Source organism: Oceanisphaera sp. W20_SRM_FM3, from assembly GCF_052119705.1.
Classification (GTDB): domain Bacteria; phylum Pseudomonadota; class Gammaproteobacteria; order Enterobacterales; family Aeromonadaceae; genus Oceanimonas.
Window position 1 is genome coordinate 1 of the sequence record NZ_JBGQOP010000018.1, and the last position, 24904, is coordinate 24904.

General features: G+C 50.2%; 19 protein-coding genes. 4 read left to right on the forward strand and 15 right to left on the reverse strand.

What is annotated here, in order from left to right; genetic code table 11:
* Positions 1-143: 143 nt before the first annotated feature.
* A complete protein-coding gene (gene elbB, locus ACEN2G_RS10310; RefSeq protein ID WP_442021408.1) occupies positions 144-791 on the forward strand; it encodes an isoprenoid biosynthesis glyoxalase ElbB in 648 nt (215 codons plus the stop codon).
* 387 nt (positions 792-1178) lie between these two features.
* Complete coding sequence (locus tag ACEN2G_RS10315) at positions 1179-1793, forward strand: hypothetical protein (RefSeq protein ID WP_442021409.1); 615 nt, start codon at positions 1179-1181, stop codon at positions 1791-1793.
* Positions 1794-1824: 31 nt separating this feature from the next.
* Here ACEN2G_RS10315 and ACEN2G_RS10320 read toward each other — a convergent pair whose 3' ends face one another.
* The 3 genes from ACEN2G_RS10320 to ACEN2G_RS10330 form a co-directional block, all read right to left on the reverse strand.
* Positions 1825-2490 carry a 7-cyano-7-deazaguanine/7-aminomethyl-7-deazaguanine transporter gene (locus ACEN2G_RS10320; RefSeq protein WP_442021410.1) on the reverse strand — a complete coding sequence of 222 codons (666 nt, stop codon included), beginning with the start codon at positions 2488-2490 and terminating at the stop codon, positions 1825-1827.
* 284 nt (positions 2491-2774) lie between these two features.
* Positions 2775-3026: a DUF3630 family protein gene (locus tag ACEN2G_RS10325; RefSeq protein ID WP_442021411.1), complete on the reverse strand. Its 252-nt coding sequence runs from the start codon at positions 3024-3026 to the stop codon at positions 2775-2777.
* 8 nt (positions 3027-3034) lie between these two features.
* A complete protein-coding gene (locus tag ACEN2G_RS10330; RefSeq protein ID WP_442021412.1) occupies positions 3035-4468 on the reverse strand; it encodes a protein adenylyltransferase SelO in 1434 nt (477 codons plus the stop codon).
* A gap of 195 nt (positions 4469-4663) precedes the next feature.
* On the opposite strand from ACEN2G_RS10330, the gene ACEN2G_RS10335 reads away from it, so the two are divergent.
* Positions 4664-4963 carry a c-type cytochrome gene (locus ACEN2G_RS10335; protein WP_442021413.1) on the forward strand — a complete coding sequence of 100 codons (300 nt, stop codon included), beginning with the start codon at positions 4664-4666 and terminating at the stop codon, positions 4961-4963.
* An 87-nt stretch (positions 4964-5050) separates the two neighbouring features.
* Here the strand turns inward: ACEN2G_RS10335 and recQ are convergent, their stop codons facing one another.
* The 12 genes from recQ to ACEN2G_RS10395 all read right to left on the reverse strand — a co-directional run bounded on the left by recQ (position 5051) and on the right by ACEN2G_RS10395 (position 23599).
* Complete coding sequence (gene recQ, locus ACEN2G_RS10340) at positions 5051-6877, reverse strand: DNA helicase RecQ (protein WP_442021414.1); 1827 nt, start codon at positions 6875-6877, stop codon at positions 5051-5053.
* A 159-nt stretch (positions 6878-7036) separates the two neighbouring features.
* Entirely contained in the window at positions 7037-8269 is a 1233-nt protein-coding gene (locus ACEN2G_RS10345) for a VWA domain-containing protein (protein ID WP_442021415.1), read from the reverse strand.
* Positions 8270-8354: 85 nt separating this feature from the next.
* Positions 8355-8870, reverse strand: coding sequence for a hypothetical protein (locus ACEN2G_RS10350; RefSeq protein ID WP_442021416.1), 516 nt, complete (start codon positions 8868-8870; stop codon positions 8355-8357).
* Between the two features lie 8 nt (positions 8871-8878).
* Positions 8879-9604: a hypothetical protein gene (locus tag ACEN2G_RS10355; RefSeq protein ID WP_442021417.1), complete on the reverse strand. Its 726-nt coding sequence runs from the start codon at positions 9602-9604 to the stop codon at positions 8879-8881.
* Between the two features lie 71 nt (positions 9605-9675).
* On the reverse strand, positions 9676-11217 hold the full coding sequence (locus ACEN2G_RS10360; RefSeq protein ID WP_442021418.1) for an SUMF1/EgtB/PvdO family nonheme iron enzyme: 1542 nt from the start codon (positions 11215-11217) through the stop codon (positions 9676-9678).
* Positions 11207-12430 carry an ABC transporter permease gene (locus tag ACEN2G_RS10365; protein WP_442021419.1) on the reverse strand — a complete coding sequence of 408 codons (1224 nt, stop codon included), beginning with the start codon at positions 12428-12430 and terminating at the stop codon, positions 11207-11209. Before ACEN2G_RS10365 ends, ACEN2G_RS10360 begins: the two co-directional genes overlap by 11 nt.
* Positions 12414-13112, reverse strand: coding sequence for an ABC transporter ATP-binding protein (locus ACEN2G_RS10370; protein ID WP_442021420.1), 699 nt, complete (start codon positions 13110-13112; stop codon positions 12414-12416). Before ACEN2G_RS10370 ends, ACEN2G_RS10365 begins: the two co-directional genes overlap by 17 nt.
* Before the next feature lie 3 nt (positions 13113-13115).
* Positions 13116-15110 (reverse strand): vWA domain-containing protein, encoded by a 1995-nt coding sequence (locus ACEN2G_RS10375; protein WP_442021421.1) that lies wholly within the window; start codon positions 15108-15110, stop codon positions 13116-13118.
* Positions 15110-16228, reverse strand: a complete 1119-nt coding sequence (locus ACEN2G_RS10380) for a hypothetical protein (protein ID WP_442021422.1) — start codon at positions 16226-16228, stop codon at positions 15110-15112. The genes ACEN2G_RS10375 and ACEN2G_RS10380 overlap by 1 nt, the downstream gene beginning before the upstream one ends.
* Complete coding sequence (locus ACEN2G_RS10385) at positions 16225-18942, reverse strand: putative virulence factor (RefSeq protein ID WP_442021423.1); 2718 nt, start codon at positions 18940-18942, stop codon at positions 16225-16227. Before ACEN2G_RS10385 ends, ACEN2G_RS10380 begins: the two co-directional genes overlap by 4 nt.
* Positions 18939-22001 (reverse strand): virulence factor SrfB, encoded by a 3063-nt coding sequence (locus ACEN2G_RS10390; protein WP_442021424.1) that lies wholly within the window; start codon positions 21999-22001, stop codon positions 18939-18941. The genes ACEN2G_RS10385 and ACEN2G_RS10390 overlap by 4 nt, the downstream gene beginning before the upstream one ends.
* Positions 22002-22018: 17 nt before the next feature.
* Positions 22019-23599, reverse strand: coding sequence for an SrfA family protein (locus ACEN2G_RS10395; protein WP_442021425.1), 1581 nt, complete (start codon positions 23597-23599; stop codon positions 22019-22021).
* A gap of 350 nt (positions 23600-23949) precedes the next feature.
* Between ACEN2G_RS10395 and rarD the strand changes: the two genes are divergently transcribed.
* Entirely contained in the window at positions 23950-24903 is a 954-nt protein-coding gene (gene rarD / locus ACEN2G_RS10400) for an EamA family transporter RarD (protein WP_442021426.1), read from the forward strand.
* The last annotated feature ends 1 nt before the right edge of the window (position 24904 follow it).

Here is a 24904-nt window from a genome sequence, read left to right on the forward strand (position 1 = left end):
GAGGATTAACCCCCAACGCATATGCGCAGCAACTTAATGCTGCTTAAACTGGTGTCTACTTTAGTCGGGCCATTCCAGCTGTTAGCTTTAACCCTTCACTCTTTACACTTCACCCCTTACTGGTTTTAAACGAGGAATAAGGTATGAAAAAAGTTGCCATTATCTTAAGCGGCTGCGGCGTGAATGACGGTTCAGAAATTCATGAAGCCGTACTTTGTTTACTGCACTTAACAAAACTTGGCGCCCGCTATCAGTGTTTTGCACCTAACAAGCCTCAAGAAACCATCAATCATCTCACCGGCAAGTCAGACGTCAGTCAGCAGCGCAATGTATTAACCGAAGCGGCGCGTATCTCTCGGGGCGAGATTAAACCGCTCAACGAGCTAAATGTGGCCGACTTCGATGCACTGCTGTTGCCCGGCGGTTTTGGCGTGGCGAAAAACTTAAGTGACTTTGCCAGCCAAGGCACCGACATGCAGCTAGACGCCCAAGTGCAAACCGCCTGCAAGGCCTTTGCCAGCGCGCGCAAGCCTGCCGGCTATTGCTGTATCGCGCCCATCTTGATCCCGCGGGTTTATCCGGCGGGCGTGAAAGGCACTATCGGTACGGATACCGACACGGCAGCTGCCTTCATCGCCATGGGCGGCGAGCATATCGGCTGCGGGGTAACGGATGTAGTAGAAGACGCTCATTACCAAGTGATCTCAACTCCCGCTTATATGTTAGCCAAGCACATAGCCGAGGCGGACATTGGTATCGGCAAATTGGTGAAGCGCCTGTTGGAAATGTAAGTTTGAAGAATGTGAGGAGGGAGGCGTGAGGAGAAAGGAGTAAGACACAGCTCTGCAGACTCGGTGTTTCGCCCCTCACTATTCATTCCTAACGGCATTAACACCTTACTCCTCACTATTTACCCCTGACGGCAAACAAAAAAAGGCCAGCATAAGCTGGCCTAAAAACTCTGGAAGCAATGTGAGCAATGTCGCGCCTTCAAAAACGTATCTCCACTTACCGCAGAACTATAAAACTGGGAGTCACTCCTCGAAAGCAAGGTAACGATAACTATTATCATTAGTGTTTGCAAATTAAATTATCACTTTTCTGCTTTTATATCCTTCAAATACAGCCGATCTCTGCTGAGCTACACTCAATAAGACCATAAAACAGGAGGGAAACTGATGACTAAACGCAGCTTATGGATAGGTTTATTGCTACCCAGCTTACTGCTGGCCAGTCCTCTTTGGGCCGCGGATGGCGATAGTAAAAGTGATGATAGTAATGAAATAAATCAGGCGATCAGCACAGCTACCGAGGCCTATCAAGCGGGCGAGCTATCGCAGGCAGTCACCCAACTGGATTATGCCGCTACCTTAATTCGGCAACTGCAAGCGGGTGAGCTGGGCAAGTTATTCCCCGAACCTTTGTCTGGCTGGGAGGCGGATAAGGTAGACAGCCAAGCGGGAGCCGCAGGGCTTTTTGGTGGCGGCATTAATGCCTCGCGCAGCTATCGCAAGGGTGATAATCGCCTAGAGATAAGCATCATGAAGGACTCGCCGCTATTGCAAACCATGGGCATGCTGTTTGCTAATCCCAGCATGGCAACCATGGGTGGCTACAAGGTAAAGCGCATTAAAGGCCACACCGCCATGAGCAAAGCAGAAGATAATAGCCAAGAGCTACAAATGATGATCGACAACCGCATTTTATTGCAGTTTCATGGCCGCAATATTAGCGAAGACGACCTCAATGCTTATGCAGAAGCAATCGACATTGAGGCCATCACCAAACTTTAAGTGCCACTGGCGTTAGTTACCCGCTGGTGGCTTAGCTTCTTACGGCTTGTACTTTAATACCCGTTTCACCAATAAACTTACTGCTCAAATACTTGAGCAGTAAGCCATAGGCGGGCACAAATAAGGCCAAGCTAAACAGCAACTTAACACCATAATCCACGAAGGCTATCTCGACCCAGTGTTCGGCCATAAAGGGATCGGGCGAGCGATAAAAGGCCAAACTAAAGAACACTAAGGTATCAACCAAGTTGCCAAAAATGGTAGAGCAAGTGGGCGCTATCCACCAAGCTTTCACTTGGCGCAGCCGATTAAATACCGACACATCCATGATCTGGCCCAACACATACGCCATAAAGCTGGCCAGTGCGATACGTGCCACAAACAGGTTGAACTCGGCCAGCGCCGCTAGGCCCTGATATTTGGCTTCAAAAAACAGTACCGATAGCACATAAGAGCTGGCCAGCGCGGGCAACATCACTAATAAGATAATACGCCGCGCCATGGCCGCGCCAAAGATGCGTACCGTGAGATCGGTCGCTAAATAGATGAAGGGAAAGCTAATAGCACCCCAAGTGGTGTGAAAACCAAATAGGGTAAAGGGCAGCTGCACCAGATAGTTACTGGCGGCAATAATAGCTACGTGAAATAGAGACAGGCGAATTAATGCCGTTTGGTATTGCTGAGGTGAAATAATCATAATTAACCTTTTTTATAATGGGGTTAGGGAACCCATCCCGAAAACGGCGACTAGTATAACGCGCCAAGCGCTATTAACAACTGCGGTATTTTTAAGCAAACTCGGAATGATGGCCGCTATAATAGCGCCTTGCTAATGAATTGTCTTCACTTAAAGGTAATGTGAAAAACAGCCATACGCGATACGCCGTAAGTAAAATCTCCGCCAATTTTGGCTACCAGACTACAGAATAAAAGTTGAGCGGGCTTTTCGTACAGCGTAAGACTTAAAGCGTACGGCGGCTATTAGGGCCTATTCCACTGCTCGGTTAGCCATTCGACCACTTCTTGATCGGCCTCGCTAAAGGGTTGTAGCCAAGCGCAAGCGGCGTAATGCTCAAAACACAGTAAGACTCGGCTACCTTCAAAATCTAATAACCATTGCTGATAATCCGCGCCCTGCTCCCGCTCAATAAGCTCCAGATCAAGTGCCTTGATAAATTGCTCAGCCCAAGCAGGAAAGCACTCAAAGCTCAGCGGTTGCGCTGTGTTTAGCATGTTCATCCTTAAGAGCTACAAGAAATAGATAAGTCACAGGCCCAAGCTGGAGCTGGCTCTGCATAAGCTGCAAATTCGGGCTGCTCATCAAAGGGGCGCGCCAACAGCATTAATAAGGTATCGGCTTCGCTTAAGTCGCCCTGCTCCGCCATGGCGATGGCTTGTTGTGCCAAGTGATTACGCAATATGTATTTAGGATTCACGCCGTTCATCTGACGAACACGCTCAGTCTGTTTCGTCCCGTCTCGGCCTAAACGGGCTTGATATTGGGCGAACCAAAGGCTAAAAGCCTCTAACGTCGGCAATAAAGCCTGTAAATCAGCAGGAATAGCGCCACTCGCCGTCACGCCCGCTAGGCGGCGAAACCAGCAGCTGTAATCGACTTTATGCGCCTGCATTAGGCTAAACATATCGCGAAATAACGCCGGATCTTCGTCTTCCCACGCGCTTAAGCCCAGCTTTTGGCGCATGCCTTCTGAATAAGCGGTCATAAGCTGGCGTTCATATTTACCGAGCGCCGCCTGCAAAGCCTCCATCTCGATCACGCCAGATAATGATTGAGCCAAGCGTTGTAAGTTCCAATAACCCACCGCCGGTTGTTGATCGTAGGCATAACGGCCGCCGGTATCGGAATGATTACAAATATGGTCCCCGTCGTAGGCATCTAAGAAACCATAAGGGCCGTAATCCAGCGTTAAACCCAGCATCGACATATTGTCGGTATTCAGCACGCCATGACAGAAACCCACTAGCTGCCACTGCGCAATGAGTTGAGCGGTTCTCTCCACCACTCGAGCAAATAAGTCGCCGTAACCGGCTCCATCCTTAGTAAGATCAGGCCATTGAGTATCAATTAAATAATCGAGCAAGGTCGGGATATGCTCAGGCTTACCCGAATAATAAAAATACTCAAAGTGCCCGAACCGCAGATGACTGGGTGCGGCACGTAATACGGTGGCACCGGCTTCTACTTCTTCTCGATAAACCGGCTGCTGGCTGGTCACCAATGCCAGCGCGCGGGTAGTGGCAATACCGAGATGATAGAGCGCCTCCGAGGCTAAATACTCCCGCAAGGAGGAGCGCAACACGGCGCGGCCATCGCCAAAGCGCGAATAAGGCGTTTTGCCGCCGCCCTTAAGATTCAAATCCCAACGTTGGCCATTAGGCGCTATCACCTCGCCCAATAACAGGGCGCGACCGTCGCCTAGCTGAGGGCTAAAACCGCCAAACTGATGACCGGCATACACTTGGGCGAACGGTACCATGCCCTCAGCCAGCCAGTGGCCACTGACTAAGTCGCGCCATTGCTCTTGGCTAAGGCTGATGCCTAGCTCCTCGGCAAGTGTTGTGTTAAGTAACAGCAACTTAGGCGAGAGTAAGGGGCTGGGCTGAACCACAGTGCCTGCCCATGCAAATTGGGCGTATTGGTTATCTAAGCGCATGTTTCTGTCCTATGGCCGTTAACGAATGGTATTTTTTACCCAAACTTACCTTATAATTTCGCCGCGAAATAAATAACGATTGTCGTTCCGTAACAAATCATCACCTAAGTCAGCTAAATGGGTGCTTGTATTGTCAGCGACCGTTATTAACTCATCTGCAATTTATCATCTAACTAAGAATAACGGAGTGTCATTATGAAAAAATGGATAGCAGCCATAGCGGCCGTCGCGCTACTCAGCGGCCCAACTTTTGCTGCGGGTAATGCGGATGCGGGCAAAGCCAAATCTGCCGTATGTGCCGCCTGCCACGGTGCCGAGGGCATCTCTGCCTTAGAGATTTACCCTAATCTTGCCGGCCAAAAAGAAGCCTACTTGGCCGCTCAGTTACAGCATTTTCGCGATGGCGAACGTAATAACCCCATTATGGCGCCTATGGCCAAGCCTTTGTCGGACGATGATATCGCCGACTTAGCGGCTTATTACGCCGGGCTTTAATCAACACAGCGAGGCGTGAGGGGTAAATAGTTAGGGGTAAGTTCAGCTCTTACACCTCACCCCTCACGCCTCACACTTCACGATTTTTCAGCTCTGCTGGCGCAATAACCGTAAAAACGCCACGCCGTAGCGCTCCAACTTACGCGCGCCTATACCGTTAATATTTAACAGCTCGGCCTCGGTTTTCGGTCGGTAGCGAGCGAGTTCAATCAAAGTCGCATCACTGAATACCACATAGGGCGGCACATCTGCTTCATCGGCCAGCTGTTTGCGTAACTGACGCATTTCCTGAAATAGAGCTTTGTCTTCGGGCTTAGATAAGGCCGCATCGCTTTTATCTTTGGTTTTCACGCCCACCAATCTCGGCTCAGCCAGCTCTAGGCTAACTTCGCCGCGCAACACAGGCCTGGCGGCTTCGGTAAGCTGTAACACCATATTACGAGTAATATTCTGGCTAAGTAGGCCCGAGTGAATAAGTTGGCGGATCACGCTTACCCAGTGCTCTTGGCTCTTGTCTTTACCAATGCCATAGGTCGATAACTTATCGTGACCATGTTCGCGAATGCGTTGGGTATCGGCACCGCGCAGCACTTCCACCACATACATAACGCCAAAACCCTGACCGACACGATACACACAAGACAATGCCTTTTGCGCATCTTGGCTACCGTCGTAACGAGTGGGCGGATCCAGACAAATATCGCAGTTGCCACAGGCTTCCCGCTGATATTCACCAAAGTAATTCAGCAGCACTTGGCGCCGACAGGTCAGTGACTCGGCAAAGGCCGCCATCACGTTCAGCTTATAAAGCTCAACTTGGGTTTGTTGGGCATTTTCATTGTTTTCTAATAGTCGGCGTACCCTACCCACGTCACCCGGATCATAGAGCAACAAGGCCTCGGCAGGTAAGCCGTCTCGGCCGCCACGACCGGTTTCTTGATAATAAGATTCGATATTTTTCGGGATATCAAAATGCACCACATAGCGCACATTGGGCTTATCTATGCCCATGCCAAAGGCCACGGTGGCCACTACTATATCCAGATCGTCGCGGGTAAAGCGCTCTTGTACCGATTGGCGCACTTCTAGGGGCAAACCCGCATGATAACTGGCGGCCTTATGGCCACGACTGATCAAGCGCTCGGCCATTTCCTCGACTCGCTTGCGGCTCGAGCAATAAACGATGCCGCATAAGCCGGGCTGTTCAGCCACATAGCGCAGCAACTGATCCGCACCTTTAAATTTGTCGACTAAGGTGTAGCGAATATTGGGTCGGTCGAAGCTGGCGATATGTATTAAAGGGTCGGTTAAATTCAACCGGCTCAGCATATCTTGGCGAGTGGCTTCATCGGCAGTGGCCGTTAATGCCATCACCGGAATATTAGGGAACCACTGCTTTAAGCGGCCGAGCAGTGCATATTCAGGCCTAAAATCATGGCCCCACTGCGAAATACAGTGCGCCTCATCGATGGCAAATAAGCCGAGATCTAACTCGCCCAGTCGCTCCATAAACTCTTGCTGCAACAAGCGCTCTGGCGAAACATACACCAATTTCACTTCGCCACGACGCATGGCCGTTAAGTGATTGTGCATCACCTCACGACTGAGAGTGCTGTTGATATACACAGCCGCCACGCCGTTGGCCACTAGACTATCCACCTGATCTTTCATCAAAGAGATCAGCGGTGAGACCACAATAGTGAGGCCGGGGCGCAACAAGGCAGGGATTTGATAACAGATGGATTTACCGCCACCCGTGGGCTTGATCACCAAGGCATCGCGCCCGGCAATCACTGTATCTATGATCTCTTGCTGACCATCACGAAAGCTCTGGTAACCAAATATCTGCTGCAACACCGCCAAAGGGGTGTCGGGAATAGCAACGGAATCCGTTTGTTCAGTCAAGAGAGTCATTTCAGCCTGCAGGGTAAAAGCGGACTTGCATTGTAAAGCAGGGGGGCCAAACAATGAAGCTCACCCTTAAAACAGAAAAACAGATACCGAGACAGTCTCGATATCTGTTTCCTTTACTTACCGCTTACGGCTGAAAGCTTCCGGCTATCCGAAGGGGCGCTAAAAAATGGCATCGCACTTGGCGTTGGCGGAGACTTCTTGAGTGGCTTTAGCGAGTACCTTAGAGATGGCCTGTGCGTTTGTACTGTCGTAGGTACGACCTCCGGTAAGGGCCGTAATACAAGTTTCAGAAGGATCGTTACCTATGTTAACCACGTTCACTTTTAACCTAGGCTGCTCGCGGGCAATCGTTTCAGCGACGGCACATACATTACCCTCGCAACCATCCACGCCATCCACAAACATCACTATCACCGCATCCTTGGTGCGACCATCTACCTTGCTCGCAGCATAAGCTAGACTCGCCGCCAGAGGAGTGCCCTCATCAGGCCCTAGCCCTCGGATCCGCTCTAACAGCGCCGGACGTTGCTTGGCATTAAACAGGCCATGATCCGGCTGATAATGACAGCCCGCAAAAGAAATTAATCGCACATCTATATCTGGGTGCAGATTATTAACCATATTGGTTAAGGCATTTTTTGCCGTTTCCATACGTGTTGGCGACGCTAATATTTTACGGGTTCTGGCATTGCCACCGGGAACATCATAACCAAAGTCAAAGAGCCATTGTTCATCTGTGGGGCTCGCCTGTAAATTTATCGCCATAGAACCAGAAGTATCAAAGATAGTGACAAATTCAGGCGGCGTTGTGCCTGCCGGCTGGCAGCTGTAACTTTCAACTCGCGTACTGTTTAACCACCAATAGGCCAGCCATGCCAATAACAACAAGGCTAATAGCAAAGGAAGCAACAGCAAAGGCCAAAGCCGGCGGCGACGTGGTGGCACCGTTGGCGGTACGACAGGCGCGGGCGGCGGCGTGGCAGCAAGGGGCTCGGCTGGCGGCGGTGGCGGCCCCCAGCGCACTAATACCGGATCCTGATTAATACTGTACAGGTTATTCAAGTCGGGCTCGCCGAGCAGGCTGTGCAAAGTGCTGGCCTGCTCCGCTTGGCCGCGCTTTTCCAGCTCATCAATCAGCAACTGCAACGACTGCTGGCGCTGGGCATACTTTTGCAATAATAACGCTTGCTGGGGCTTATCCAGATTGGCATACAAGATAGGTTGGCCACCCAGCGGGCTCCACCATTCCAGTATGTTATTCGCACCGGCCTTGGGTAGCGCATATAGGCTGGCTACGCTGGGCGGAAAGTGCTTAACGATCAAAGAAACCTTAGCATCCAAGGTTTGCAGCGCCGCATAATAGGCGTAGTTTTCTATCACCACTCGTTGCATGGCTATCTTTCCAATAATAATAAAAATAGGCGGCCTAAGCCGCCTTAAAAAATCAATAAGCTAACGTATTATCAGTTAGAGATGATTAATAACCCAAACTCAGCTGCAAGCGGCTCACTTTTTGTTGTAGCGCCTTTAGCTCGGCTTGTTTTTGTGCCGCGGCCGCAGGGTTATTGCCCTGCGGTTGATTACGTAAGGTAGCCATTTCATTTTCAAGCAGGGCTAGATGTTGCTGTACCTCTGACTTGTTGCCATGACGGCCTTTAAGCTGCTGCATTAATTTAGTTAAGGATTGATCAAGCTGTTGCTGCTGCTGTTGCTGACCTGCCAGCGTCAGCTTAGTGGCGCTTTGCTGGGCGACTATGTCTTGATATACCTGATGAAATAATTCGTTTTCGGCTTTGGCATCCAGCAATTCTTGTTCACGCTTGCGCACTTCACCGGCGTAACCACCATTATTTTTAGCCAAGGTATCACAGCGCATTTTGGTGATTAAGCTAACATCATTATTCCATGACTGGCATTCTTCTGGCGAGGTAGCACAACCACTTAACAATAATAAGCAGCCAGCTATGAGTGTCGAGTTTTTTAAAATAGACATAATATAAATTAACCTAAAGTAATGGCTGAACGTTGGTTATAAAGGCCATCAACTTCTTGCTCTAGGTTATTCACCTTAGCGATCATTTGGGCAATTTCTACTTCTACTTCGGCTACGTCTTGACCGGCACCTGAGCTGCGCTCTTGGCGAGCGACTTCTTCGTAGTTAGCGACTTTTTTCTGCATGTTAGCCAAGTCTCTGCGCATTAAACCGATATTTTGATCGATGGCGGCAATCTCTTGCTTTACCTTGGCTTGGTCAGCAGTCTTATTTTTCATGTCCTGCTCAATTCTGGCCAAGGTGGCTTTATCGTCGCTAATAACCTGCTGCACTGTGGCCGTACGCGCTACGACTTGGGCACTGTCTTGCTTGATATCTTGGCTCATCAAATGCAAACGCTCATTGGTGTTGGCATATTGCGCGCGGCGTTGATCAAGATAATAGTTGGCACCAATGGCGACGCCACAAGCAGCAATGCCGGCAATCACGGCGCACTGCGCTTTGTTTCCTGAGTTAGACAAGGCACAAGCCAGTACGCCCGCACCCGCACCCACGGCACAGGCTTGAAAACCAGACTTACTAAAGAACTTAGCGTCATTACCTGAGGTTAAACGAGGGTCGGCCTGGCCATTGACATGATCACTGCCCGTACTGGCACAGCCACTGAGCACCACACTGCCGGCCATAAGTAGCGTCGCCAGCATTTGGCGAGAAAACAGAGCTTTTAAATTCATGTGCTAATTTCCTTATTGTTATTAAAATTCATTAAAATAATGGGTAATGGATAGCTAGTTGTAATAATTGACTATTTAACGTTTTTACAGCTCTCTAACCATTTACTGGTATTAATTTTTTGTTGCTTTAAATATTGCTGTTGGTTCTGCCAATGGGTTGCCAAGTAAGGTGATAATTCTTTCAGCTGATTATTACGGCCAAGCAACTCTTGCATCACAGGCACTTGCGACGCTATGGATTTTTCACCATATAAAGACGCCGATTCCACTAGGCTGCTGGCGTAGTAACGGCTCAATTTATGCAAACGATCTGTTTGTTCCGTTAATTTTCCTTTACGCATCTGGCAGCTGTCCTCTTGCTCCGCATCTTTGCAGTTCAATTCATAATTTTGCTGCAAAAAATCCAGATAGCGGCCATCGTCCAGCATCTTGGTGCACAAGAAGGCACCTAGGTTAAGACTGGCGCGAATAGCCTGATCGCGGGCTTCTGCTTCTTGTTGATTACTGGCACGCAGTTGATTCTCTAGGGTTTTTAGCTTGGCTTTTAAGGCTTTATCTTCGATGCCTGACGCCAAGTCACCCAACTCTTGAGCCGCGCCTTTTTCGGTGGCATTGCTTTCGCCTTTACCTAAGGCTTGCCAGCTTTTTTCGATGCTGGCGATGCGCTCACGGGTGGTTAACGTGGGGGAAACGAGTACAAAACGCATGCCCGTGGTCTTGGTGCGAGTTTGGTCTTCGCTGCTGTAATAAGGCTGCTCACTGCGTGCCGCCGTGTGTAATTCAGCCTGATTTTTTAAGAAGTTGCCGCCACGCACCACATAACCACCGGCTTGACCATGCAAGCGGTCTAATTTATTTAAACGAAACGGCTCAAACATCATCTCGTCGGCATTGCCTAACATGTCATGCAAGCCCAATGGATTTGGCTTGAGCAAGCCCGCCAATTGCAGCTTACCGTTGGCTGATTGAGAACCGCCAAACCACTCGTAGGCGTTTATACCGTCTGCCATCGGATAGAAGCTGTCTCTCAGCTCAGAAGTGCCCACGGCTAGACCACCGCGAGCGGCAAACTCCCACTCCACTTCGGTAGGTAGACGTAAAAAGCCCATCTCGCCGTCTTCTTTCGGCACCTCTTTGGCCGCATTTTTGCGCAACCAGAGATTATATTTATTGGCCGTTTGCATGGCTTCTAGCCAGCTTTGCGATACCACGGGCAAGCGCAGTTTATTGGAGGCCTCAGGGCACGTTTCATCCATCAAGGACTTATATTGCAGCTCCGTCATTTCATACTTGGCTAACAAGTAGTAGCGCGAGTTTTTGGCTTTAGCCTCGGTAAAACTGCCAGAGATAAAAGCCGGCCGGCTGTGCTCTACAAACCCCCACTCTTCGCTATCTTGGCCAAGCAGAATGGGATAATCCTCTAACGGGCCGGCTAGCGGAATATAGACTTTGCGAAACGCCATAGCGCCATCACAAGGCATGGGTAAGATCACATCGTCGTCACTGGGTTTGGGGTTGTAGTATTTTTCGTCCCAAGTCGCTAATGCAGGCAAGCTCATGCCGACTGCTAAGGCTAGAGCAAAGGCTGTGCTGCCAAATTTTTTATAACTCACGCAAACTCTCCGCAGGTTGAATATTAACGGCGCGCACCGCGCCTATCAGCGACACCAACACAGCGACTGTCAACGACAGCAGCAAAGCGATCAGGCCGTGTAAGGGGGTGATGTGACAGGCAAATTGCCCGGTCGCCTCACTGGTATTTAAGGTGTAATCAAACAGCTCACTGCCCAGCCAATACAGGCTTAAGCCTCCCACATAGGCGACTAAGCTGATAAATATCGCCTGTAAAATCACATATAAGGCGATGCCGGATCGGGTGAAGCCCAGCAGCCGCAGTAGCGCTAAATCTTTATGTTTACGGTCGATATTCGCCAGAAAGGCCCCTACCAAAGAGGCGATGCAACCAATCAGTGCCGTGAGCGCCACCACGCCAAAAATCAGCCCTAATACGCGGTTAATGGCTTTTACGTTGTCAATTTCGCGCAGCCGACTGCTGGTTTCAATATTTTCACTGTTTAGCCATTGCTCAAGTGCTGCCACCTGATCCACACCTTGGGCATAAATGCGCGCCCGCGCATACACAGCCGCTTTATCGTTGAGAAAGCTACCTGTGTCTGGGCCAAAATTGGGCAATCTAAAGCCATCACGAAACCGCTCCAGCTCGATTAATAACGGCAAAGCCACGAACACCGCAGGGCGGCCAAAACGCGCCGCATCCAAGACCGCCACTACCGTCAGTTCAAGCTCGCCCCGTTCGTTCACACCCGCTAAGCGGCGAGTGACACGCAGCTTTATGGTGTCGCCCGCATTGGTATTTAAGCGACGAGCGGCGGGTTCACTTAACATGATCTGGTTGCCGCTCAATGCACTGAGCGGCGTATCGAGTAAGGGATCTTGAGCCGCCGTGGGTAGCACTTCTGCGCTTTCAATAAAATGGCTGCGATCGCGAATTAAATCGGCCTGAGTATTTAAGGAGCGAGTTTGCCCTATGGCAAAGCCCACTTCTGGTCGGGCACGCAATGTATCTAGCCAGTCATCTGTGTAATGACCACTGCTGAGCATACGCACTTGTAGGTTGGCGGGGTCTTGCAATAGCTCTTGCTGTAACTGATCCACAACGCCGTGTTTTAAACCAAATAACAGCAACAAAGGGGCAATCACAGCCACTAAGGAGGCGGTGATGCAAAACGAGACTTTGCGGTCATGCCACAAGTCTTGTAGCGCCAAACGCGACAATAAACGCAATCGTTCAAGGTTCGAGATCAAACTGGGTTTCTCCTTGGCGATAGCTGGCCACCATGCGCGGCAAGGCAAAGTCTTGCAGCAAATTCCAGTCGTGGGACACCACCAGTGCCCCTAGCTGTAACTCGGCCACTAATGAGAGAAACAGCTCGAATAAGGCGTGAGCACTGTGGGGATCCAGTGCCGCCGTGGGTTCATCGGCCAACAAAATATCCGGCTCATGAGCCATGGCGCGAATAAAGGCGATGCGTTGCCGCTCGCCTATGGATAACGCCTTAGGATGTTTATTAACTAAGTGAGTGACCTTCAAGCAGTCTAGCGCGTGATTAATACGCTCCGACTGTGCCGGTAAGCCCAATAGCTGGCGGGGCAGTTGGATGTTTTCCGCCACCGTTAAAAACGGCAGCAAGCCGCCACTTTGCAGCATAAAGCCCAGATGACTGGCACGAATGGCCGCCAATTGCTGATCGTTATGGCTAGTTAGTAACGAGGTTATATCCAGCCGTTCTCGGCCAAGTTGATATTGCGCCACGCTATCGGGGCGCAATAACAAACCGATACATTCCAGCAAGGTACTCTTACCGCAACCACTGGGTCCGGTAATTGCCAGCACCTGACCGGGCTGCAATTGCAGCTCGGTCAGTTTTACCTTGTGCAGATCTTTACCTTGACCACGGTGCACCGCCAGCTCTTGAATATGCAGCATTCGCTAGGGCATCATTTCAAGGGGCACTGGATACACGTTTTCACGGGCATCACTGCCTTTGGCCAAAGACACCCAACGGTCTACATCGGCATTGTATTTTTGATAATGACGCAGCTTGATACTGAGGTTACGAATAAACTTTTCTTGTGCCAATCCATCCCAGCTCTTCCAAGTTTCTTCGTCCAAATTCAGCACTTCGCTGTGGTAAGGCAAGTCTTCTAAGTACTCACCCATCACGCCCAGCTCTGCCAACTTAGTGTTATCACTTTGCTGGAGTTGGTTAGGATCGGCACCCATAGTGGCGGCTACTGAACGCAACTGGTTAAACATTTCTGAGGGCGAAATCAACCCTTCGTTAGCGGCATTTAAAATATGCTGCATCACATCACTCAAGTCACTTAATTGCCCCTTGGTCAGCAACACCCGCACATCGGTAGTGGGCAGGTTTTGTTTAATCAAGTCGCGATCACTGATCCAAGCCTGAAACACGGGTGGTGCTTTAGCACCGGTTTTGCTGCCCAAATACGCCAATTGCATGGCGTGGCCAATTAGCGCAGCGTCATCCAGCATTTTTTGCTGTTCGGCATCTGCCGCTTTCATTTCTTGCGAATTAACGGCGCTGCCTACGGCATCGTCCCCTTGATAAGCTGACTTCACCTGTTGGGTAATAAGGTCAGCTAAAGAGTCAACTTTGCGGCCAAACTCATCAAGATCGCCGGCATTAACCGGATAATACAAGGAGGTGTTAGTCGCAGCATAGTTGGATAGGTTGCGATACTGAGCTTCGGCAAGCGCGTGATTATTCTTACCTTCTGGGGTTTTTAAGTGCAGCGTATAGATGGCGACGCCGGGATTGGCCGCTTCCATTCTGACCTGCTCGGCATTTAAGCCGGTGCCCGAGTGTGGGCTATCGCCCTCAATCGCGCCGGCATCGGTAATTAACACCACATACCGAGCGCCAAACTCGCTCCAGTCCACCTCATCTAGGGCTTGCATCACGCCGGCATAAGGGTCTTCATCGAAGGTAACGGTAGACACCTTAGCTTGTTTAAGATCTGCAACCTTACGCAAGAAGTCTTCGCCGTCTTTTACTTTATTAGGATCGGCGTACATCTTACTAACGTACTCCACACCCGGGCGCGCCTTAGTGCTAGAGCGAAACGCCACTAAACCAAACTTCACCTGATCCTGCAGACCTTGATCTTCAACTTGCTCATAAATTTTGCCAATGGCTTCACGAGTGCGGTCTATATAAGGGTCCATAGAGATGGTGGAGTCGATAACAAATACCACGGCGGCGCTAAAGGCTTTTAATTTACCCGCCACATCAGCCTCTGGGCTGGCCGCCGCGTTTTTACCACTTGCAGCAGTCGTCAGCGCTTTATCATCTTTGGTTACAGAAGCGACGTTAAGTAAGCGAGTACGAAAGCCTTCTTCGGTCATCACTTCTTCGCCACTGAGCACTGGCAGTAAATAAAACTGCTTTTGTAAGTCGACGAAATATTCTGGCTCTTGGGCTAACACGCCACCGGCTTGGTTACTCTTCTTCAGTTGCGCGCGCAGGGGCACGACTTGGCTAACCGGATCCGGCGCATCCAGAATTTTTTCTAAGGTGCTGCGCTCTTTAAAGAACAACAGACGGTCACGGTTAGCAGGATTGGTAAAAGCCAGCGTCAACTGCATTTTCCAGTCCACGGTACAGCTGGCCGGCAGCCAACCAATGGTCTTACCAAAACTATCGGGGCCCACTTTCAGCCATTCGCTGCCCGCAGCTTCACTGCGCTCATACACATAAAAACGACTAAAAGTTGGCTGTACCTTGCCAGAGGCCTTGCCCGCTTCGGCGGCGAGTTCGCAACCGGGCGTGGTTAATATACGTTGAAACAGCGTTTGTTTGCCTTCTTGCAGCAAAGGCTTATCGGCGGCAAAGGCGGCGGGTATGGCACAGCTGGCCAGTAATAAGGCGCTGGCAGACCAAGCGCGAGAGATAATGCTCATTAGTTCAGTGCTCCCAAGCGCTGTTGTGCTTGCTCGTTATCAGGTTCGGTTGCCAATACGGTTTCATACCAATAACTAGCCGTGGCATCGTCAGGCTCGGTAAAGCACGGATTTGGCTGATGGAATTCAGGGTCGTATTCTTTGGCGTAAGCTAGGGCAATTTGTACGTCGCCGCTTTGCGCTCGGTTAGCATATAGGCGCTGTGCCACACCACATTGCTCGGCCTCTTTGGCACCATTAATCACAGCTAACAGCTGCTCACTGCTCATTTTTTGCTGAATACAGTTTTGTACAAAGCTCAACTCAGACTGGCTGCTTAACCCCGCAATCGAGCAAGACATGTCTGCACTCTCAGCGCTGTCAGCCGCCGTGGCCTCAGGCGCACCCTCGCCGCTTGGCTTTAACATAAACCAAGCTACGGCGGCTAAAATAGCCAACAGAGTGAGAATTGGCAGCACGATAAACAGCGGGTTAAGGCCTTTTTTCTTCTTCGCGGGTTCAGGCTGAGATGGCTCAGCAGCGGGCTCAGTAACCTCCTGCTCAGGCTCAGCTATGACTGGTTCCACAATTTCAGGCTCGACTATCACAGGCTCAGTAATAGCAGGTTCAACGATGGCAGGTTCAGCAATGGCAGGTTCAGCAATGGCAGGTTCAGCAATGGCAGGTTCAGCAATGGCAGGTTCAACAACCTTAATCGGCGTTAGTTCGCCCGTGATGTGCGTTGATGCTGTGGAGCCGGCAGCGGCTGAGGCGAGTAATTCGCTAGACAAACGCACAGTGCCTCTATCACTTTCACCACCTTGGCCTTGCTGTAACAGCAGCTGATAGCTAGCGGTACCGCTACCCTCCAGTACTGGGTCGATAATCTCGGCGCCAATTAAGCCCGTGAGATCGCCGTCGGCATTTTCAGTGAGCGCGATAGGAAACCATACCGCATTGTTGCCCCACTCTTGTTCTGACTGCAGACCGCTCTTTGGCTTTGACTGCAAATAGTAGCGGTCTTGATTACGCTGGATACTAAACTCCAGCCCCTCGAGCCCGCCCTGCCACTTTTTGATCAGTAGCTGCGCTTGGCCTGGCACCACAGGAGATTGAGGCAAAAATTGTACGTTTATCATTGAGCGTTCTCATTACTAAGGCGAGCTAAGAGGGTTCCCAGCAAAGTATTTTGCTCGGAAGAAATACCGCGTCCAGCACTGTGGCCCGCGTTGTCTATGGTGTTGTGATAGAGCGCAGACAGCCAATCGAGCATAAAGCGGCGCGCCTGATCTATGGCTTGGCTTGGCAACTGCGGCAGCTCGCCCAACGCCACATTTTGCTCATTGGAATAGAGCGGCGCTTTATCGCCCATCAGTTGTTTATTACGCGCGGCTATGGGGCGATTAAGCTCACCTTGCCACGCAATAAAGTCACCCATCACCAGTTGTGCAGACAATACTTGCCCTTGCGCTAACTGCTCACGGCGAGCACCACTTTGGGTGCGAGCTAAGGCCGCTTGCGTAAGGCGCGCCGGTATCTCTTGGCGACGGGCGGCCGTAATTAATTCATCTGCCAAGGCATTCATGATGCTGGCGTCTATGCCCAACATATTGAGCAGATTCTGGCGGTCACTTAGGCTATACAAATGGTTGATCCAAGCCTTAAATACCGCTTGGGAAAACCTGTGCTCGTGAGTTTGTAACTCAGTTTTATGAGCGGGGGCTTTTTGTGGCTCAGGCTCAGAGCTAAGGTTATCGAAGTCAAAATTAAAGCCATTGTCCTCCGCATACAGGCTAACGGCGGCCTTAACCTCTGGCTCACTCTGCTCTGGCTCGTCATCCTTTTCGGCTACATCATCGAAATTACCGCTTAAATAAAGCTCGCGGATCTGTTCATCTTTAAGCTGTAAATGGCGCATGATTTCGCCCAAGGCTCGGGTTTTATTACCTAAAGCTTGTAATAGATTTTTCGCTTGCTTGGCTTGTTTAGCTTCTGCACCCTCACGACCATCTTCATACCAATGACCGAGACTTTCGTGGATCTGCCCTAAACTGGCCGTTAACTGCTCTTGAATACGCGCCAGCTTAAAGTCGATATTGGCCACTTTGCCTAAGTACTGACTGATATGCTGAATACCGCCGTTATCTAGCGATAACATGGCTTGCCAAGCAGCTGCCGGTTGGTCTACATGCTGTTTTACCGAGTCGGTGCTGGCAAAAGTGCTCTCCATCAGTGCCAGCTTTTCTTGGTAACGCTCACCCATCGCCAGCTCTTGTTGGGTGTCTGGGCACAGGTCAATAAAAGGCACATCCATGCGCGGTTTGCGCACTAAGAAAGTATTATTAAATGGCTTGCCCCCCGCCCAGTTTTGCATCCATTCATACTGACCAAAGCGCTCTTGCATGGTCATTTTTATCAGACCATCCCAGCCTTCTTTAAGTTGGCCTTCGTTGCGGTTTAGGGCATTACTAATGGCCATGTCACACATGGTCAGCGCCCAGATTAAGCCCGGTGCGCGTTGGCCTCGCTCTTGGGCATCTTTACCTTGCGTTTTTTGTATCCAACGGGTTAATACCGGCCCCACGCTGGTTACGTCACTCTGCTTAGCCGAGCTGGTACAGACCACCAAGCAGTTCATTTCTTGGCTATCGGTATAACGTTCAAATAAGTAGGCTACCTTGCCGCGCAGCAATAGCTGGGATACCGGATTGCCACCTTCGCTAGACTGGCTACCGGCCTCCTCTACCGAACAAATGCTTAAGCGCCCGCGATAACCGGGGAAGTCGAGCAAGTCGACTTTTTCTACTTGTGGGTCTCGGGTGGGATTCACCAGCGGAAAGGTCAGCTCGGCGGTTAGCGTGGCCAATTGCGCGAGCGAAATACTGACCGGCGCGGCTAATTCACCGTTTTTCGCAGGACAGACTTCAATAGTCTGATCACGGGAGCTGCCTAAACGCTCCAGCATATCCACGTTCATTATGCTGTCTTGCTGGCTGTAGCCATGCGCGGCGGGTTTAACTAGCGCACTTAACGGCGCAAATACCTGAGCGGCACCTTGCAAACGCTGCAAGGTGGCGGCTAAATCCGCATAAATCTCGGTTAACTTAGGTTGTTCGCCCCATAACACCGCAAACAACTTGGATCTTTGCGCGCAGTTTAATCGCGGAGCCAGTTTCAAGACCTCTGGCCAATAGTGAGACCTTAGTTTACTGACCGAATTGGCGAAGCTGTCTTCCAAATAATCCCATAAAGACACCACATCTTCGGCGCTCACGCCTATGTGCGCATGCTTGCTGGCCAAGGGCTCCAATTCGTTGAGCAAGGCAGAAATACGCGCGTCATTAAGCTGGTACTCGACTTTTTCGTGGTTAAAGTCATTAAACCAAGAGTTCGCCAGTATTTTTGCCAGCTCAACTTCACTAAATAGTTTTAGCTCAATCGGAAACGCCGTCGGCCCCGACTTGGCAGTACGACTAAAACGGGTCACCAAGCCGGTGGCTTCTTTACCGCCGCCTACTGGGTTGATGTGCTCGATAAAGTCCAGTCGGCTATCGCCGTAAATGGTTTCTAACTCACCGTCTTTACCGGCGGCGAGGGCGGAGATTAAGTAAGACTTACCCGCCTGCGAGAGACCAAAAAAGCCCATGGTCATAGGCGTGCCTGCCACTCTGCCTAAATCTCGGGCTTGGTTGCGCACACGGTATAATTTGAGATTGATACTGTCGGCGGCATCGTCGACTTCCGGCGCATTAGCGCGCACCTCAGTGACCCAGTCCAATACTTGTGCGGCGTCTTGATGTAACGCTTGCCAGCCGGTCATCAGCTGCTGCTGTTGAGAAGTTAAATCGCTCATGATCTTTTTACGCTTCCACTATCAAGCCAATATTTACTGTCGCCCAGACCATCTGCATCCAGCATGGTATTCAGCGCCAACACCAGATCGCTTTTACTGAAGCTTACCGAGCTGCCGGGCACTTCTACTGCCTCAACTATGAGTCGGTCACTGATCAGATCGCAGCCGCGACTTTGCCCCTTGGGCTCTACCACTTTAAAGCGCACTTTTAAGGGTAAGGGGCCACCATTTTCTCGGGTCACCCGCGCAAAACGCTCTTTGCCGCGACCCGAAAAGTCCAATGTATATAAAGGAGAGGCCGCCCAACGCGCCGCCGCCAATTGGCGAAAGCCCAAGCGCATAAAACCGCGCATTTCTAGCTGGGGCGTTTCTTCTTGTGCATCTTGGGGCAACTTAATTTTATTGTCTTCGGTCTCAATATCGCGATACAAAACATCCGCATCACTGATGGCGTTTTCTTGATCGAGCACGCCAATATGCTTGATGGTCGAGTAGGGTTTTAAGGCCGACGAAACAAAGTGAAAGTTAGAAATACTGTGATTAGCACACAGTAAGCACAACATGGCGCCCACGGCGGCCGTGCTCTTAGGATCGTCAATCAGACCGTTTTTATGGAAGGGGTACCAACCACCGGTGCGATAGCCTTGTAGCGGCAAGATGCGATCGGTCGGTACCGGCAGTAACTGGCGAATATAGGCCTGCACACCGGGTAAGCGAGATGGCCGGCCCGTTAATAGCAGCATATCGCAGGGATAAAAAGTGACCACTTCACATAAGGCGGCCAAGGTTTTGGTGATATTAAATTTGTCGGCCAAAAAGTCTTGATGTAATTGCTGCAAACTCAGGCTAAGGGTTATCCCAAGCAGATTAAATTCGGTATTGGGCCCAGCCTCACGGCGAATAGCGCTGTTCACATACTCAAGCACGCCCTCGCTTACTGCTTTATCGCCCAGTAACTCGAGATAGCTGTGCTGAAATAGTACTGTGTCTTGCTCAGGGTCGTATTGCTCGTATTCTTTAAGAATGGCCAGTGCCAGCGGGGTAAATACCTGCAGGTTAAGCTGCTGGCGTAACACTTGGTCACGGGCATCTAAACTCTCGCCGCCACACAGGCGCGACATAAGCGCATCGGCGGCGCTCACACCCGCCGCCTTCAAGGCATGGGCAAAACTGGGCAATACGTAATGCTGGATCACATCCAGCACAATATCGTCACCGGCTATTTTAAAACCGTCACGAAAGCGCTGCTCAGGCTTAATGTAGGCATTGCTGCCCACAGAGCCGCTGCCATTGCGATCCAAGCTGTAATCGGTAATTACCAAGTCGGTAGTGCCACCACCAATATCTATGGTGGCGAGCGTAATACGCTCACGATCAGTTTTATCGGGCCGCGCCAAGGTGGCAAACAGCGCTTCTGGGTGACCGGCAAAGTTGCGGTTAATCTCGTTATAGAGGTACACCAGCTGGCCGCAAGAAGCCTCATCCCATTCCACACGCACTTTGGGCATAGGAATACGCAGCTTGCTACCTTCTGCCCACGGATTTTCATCACTGGCCGTGTGCCAGCCCATGCTCTTCCACACCAAACCAATGGCTTGCTGTAAGCGTTCGTTCAAGATGCTGCGTTCGGCCAACGGCATGCCCGGTGGCACCGTCAATATTATGCTGTTCAGCTGGCGAGGCGTGCGCGCGTGCCCTTGACGGGAACGCTGGGCCGGGCTGTTGATCTGACATAAGGCCTGCGTCAGCACTTCCGCCAACATAAAGGTCATTAATGAGCTGCGCGAATACAGAGGGGTAAATACCGGCATCCGCTCATCTTCATCTTCAATGGCATACAGGGCTTCGCCGGTATCATTGATGATTAAAGAAAAAGGCGCCGCCGTGGCATAAGGTTCAGAGTCGGTTTTTACATAAGAGCTGTTAAAACGCCAGCCATGACCATAAGCCTGTTCATCCCATAAGTAGCGCTTAGGGCTGGATAAACCGGTGGAGCCTTCGGTGCCTCGGCGAAAACTGGCTAAGCGGCCGGCTTCTTTGCCGACACGCGCTATGGTAGGCCACTGAAACGCTCCGTGGCGGCCACTTTTTACCGAATGGTGGTCTTTACCAAAACTGGCCTGTGCAAACTCAATGCGACTCTCGAACGGGTCTTGATACACCTGCTCGGGCGTCAGTAAATCGCGTAACTGCAGCACATAGTTTTGGCGCATGCCGGAGCCGGCTTGACCGTGATCTTCAATTAAAATGCCACAGGTGCGCGAGTTACCCACATCTAACACTAAATCAACGGCAATCGGCTTCATTAAACCGTCGGCCTCGTTAGCCACTATACAAATATCGGGTATCTCAGCCTTTGGTTTTTCTTGGGTCTGCTGCTCGGGTAAAGGACGGCTAAATAAACTTAATAGATTTAGGTAGTGAGCTTGGTAATGCAGCTCTTTTAACTCACTTTCTATATCTTCGCGCAGGCGATGAGCATTGGCCTCAATAAAAATTTCTCGCAGCCAAGCCGCGACCCATTCTTGATCAAGAAACCAGCTCATTTCCCAAGTATGACAAGCCATACGAAAGCTAATGCCGGTGCCTACGTCTTCCGCATTAGGCGCCAAATAGTTAGTTTCTATATGGGGCATAATACGGGTATCAAACGCCAAGGTTAGACGATGGGTATTACCGTCAATGTCTGCTTTTTCCAGCTTAACTAAACGCATGCGCGACCAGTTGCCTGGCCCTTGATCGAAATGATGGGGCGGCTTAAAACGAAATATCGGACACGGCACCCAGATGCCGTCCAATAACGCCAAGCTGTCTTTCATGCTGACATCAAATTCAGGCTTAGCCTTTTGTATGGCCCCTGAATTTAACTGATAAAATTGAAAGTCTTTTTCTTCGTTTCTTAACAGTCGAGTCAACAGCGTTTTTTCACTGCTAATGAATACAAACTCGCCTGCTGGTGCTTTGCGTTCATCAAATTTTAGGGCAAAGTCCATAAACTGAATGCCGGTATCGCTAACCAGCGAAACCGTTTCTTCAAACTCTGTAATTTCAGCCAACATTTAATTAAGCTCCCGCCTTACTCACCCGCATTTTGCATGGTCATTGGAAAGAATTCATTACCGTAGCTGCCTGTGCAGTCGGCCATATTTTTTGCATCTGGTTTACAGCTAACAGCTGGCATATCGTAAACACCACCGTCACCGCATTTAGCTTGCCCCTGGCTATTAATTGCCAAGACCGCATTGTTCATAACGGCCGATACGGGACCTGTGCAACTGACACCGTCGTTACGGCGCACTGTTACATCACCTTGACCGTTATTAAATTTATATTCTAAGCGTAAGGGTTTGCCGGTGCGCTTATCTTGAATGCCACCCTTGGCTTGCCAATTACCATTCAAAAAATCCACTGCGCTGTTAGCGGGCACAGGTGCTGGATCCGCTAAATTTTCGGTAGCTTTATTTTCGGTAGGTATATTTTCTTCAGGCATAAGGGGTTCATTAGCAAGAGGCGCTTCTACTAATTCATCAGGCAAAGCAGGCGGCGCCAGGTCTGTCGGTTCTTGCAAAGGTTCAAGTTCAGGCGCTAAGTCGGCATCTAGTGCTGGCGGAGACAACGCTTCTGCCTCATCCACGCCCATAGCTAGCTCAGGAGTGGGCAGATTCACGTCAGGCAGGCTTGGCAAGCTACCACTTGGCAGCGAAGACAGGCCAGCTAGGTCACCATTTGGCAAGGCCGGCATAGACGGCAAGCTAGGTAGGCCTAGGTTCGCGGATGGCATGGCAGGCATCTTGGGTGCCGTAGGCAGGTTGGGCATAGCAGGCATCGACGGTGCGCCTAATTTCCCCAAGCTTGGCATAGAGGGCATACAGCCGCGCAATAAGAACAGCGTCAGCAGCAAAAGTAACAAGGCTAACAGTAGCCACAACCAACGGCGCCAGTTTCTCCACCAAGGAATCGCGGCCGCCACAGGCATAAGCTCGGGGGCTGACGCAACAGGCGCCGCAGACGCAACAGTAGGAGCCACCATAGACGCTGCAGCTAGAGGTGCAACGGGTGGAGACTCAGCAATTTGGGGATATAAACAATAAAGCGGATCCATACCCAAAGCATCATCCGCGTGTACAAACCCCCAAAAAGTCAGCACGGGTATTAGATTATATGCTTGAGCAGGTACACCATTATCAGAGATAGGGTTCGCAGAAATATCTAAGTTATTAGCGGTAGAGCTGCCTTCTGTAGAGCGCACTAAATAAACAAATTCCTCACCCGGAAAACGAATAACATATTCCAGTAACTGTTCAAAAACTTGTTTATCTTTACTGCTATTTTCAAGGTTCGCAGTTGCTGAAGCCAATAATTCACTGCGCATGGCAGTCAAGCCTGACTTTACTTCTTCTAAGCGCAAACGAGCGACTGCTCGTTCCTCTTCGGTAGCAGAACTCCAAGGGATAACATCGCCCGCTACTGGGCTATACCAATCAATATTATCGCCTTGTTGATCCGGCTGCGGAATGGCTAAACAAAGTGCATCTAACTTGTTTTTTCTTTGGATAGCATTTCTAAGTTGCAAGGCAGCACGATAAACAGGCTGGCCTGTTTTTCCTAATGCTTTAAAGGACGATATTTTACCCGAACGTAATAACGCCCCTGTCATTAGTGGCTACTCCTTGGCTGAATTAATAGATATACATTTAAGGCAGCTAATGTAGTGGATAAGCCTATTTAGGGTCAAGGTTGAATGCGACAAATCAAGCACTAAACCAAAAATACTTAATATTTATAACAAACACGCTTTATTTGCGTCAAAAACTTACATCACAAGTCAGGATGGTATAAATAAAAAGCGGAAAGAAGATTATTTAGCCAATAATAATGGCAGTATATTTCCTTTTTAAGAGCAGTAAGCGGCCAACTAACGTTGATATTTTTCTAACGGAAATTAAGTCAAAACCCAAGTTTACCGTTACACTGAAGCTCGTTTTATCTACTAGATAGCCAAACATAATGGAAAAAGACCAAGGCTCGCGCGGTGCTCTGTATGCGGTGGGTGCTTATACGCTGTGGGGCATAGCGCCTTTATACTTTAAGCAGCTCACGCAGATCCCCGCTTATGAGATTTTAACCCATCGCGTAATTTGGTCTTTTTTACTGTTGCTGGTATTGCTCAGTGCGCTAAAGCTATGGCCGAGCGTGCGCGCAGTATTACGCCAGCCGAAGAATTTGCTACTGCTCACACTGTCATCTGTGATTATTGGCTTAAATTGGCTGGTGTATATTTGGGCGGTGAATAGCAACCATATCTTGGATGCAAGCCTTGGCTATTACATTAACCCGCTGTTCAATATAGTGCTGGCTATGTTGTTTTTGGGTGAGCGTTTTCGGCCTACCCAATGGTTTGCGGTGGCCTTGGCCACCAGCGGCGTGCTGGTACAATTAGTGATATTTGGGCGTTTGCCTTGGATAGCCTTAGTGCTGGCTATGACCTTTGGCTTATATGGCTTAATTCGCAAGCAAGTGCCGGTCGACCCTATTGCCGGTTTAATGCTAGAAACCCTAGTACTGTTACCGCTGGCGGCGGTTTATTTATTCTTTATTGCCGACACCCCCACGAGTCATCTCGGCGCTAATTCACTCAATACTAATTTGTGGCTAGTTTCGGCCGGTCTGGTGACCACGGCACCTTTGTTGCTGTTTGCCGGCGCCGCTAAACGACTCAAATTATCGACGTTGGGCTTCTTTCAATATATAGGCCCCAGCCTGATGTTTTTAGTGGCCGTATCGCTTTACGGCGAGACCTTTACCACAGATAAGATCATTACCTTTGCGCTGATCTGGTGCTCGCTGGTGATTTACAGTTGGGATGGGATTAAGCACCGCAAAAAGCCGGTTGTACGCCCAGCGCCTCTAGAGCCAAGTGCTATTTGGCAACGAAAGAACGCGAAATCCGCAAAAAATTAAG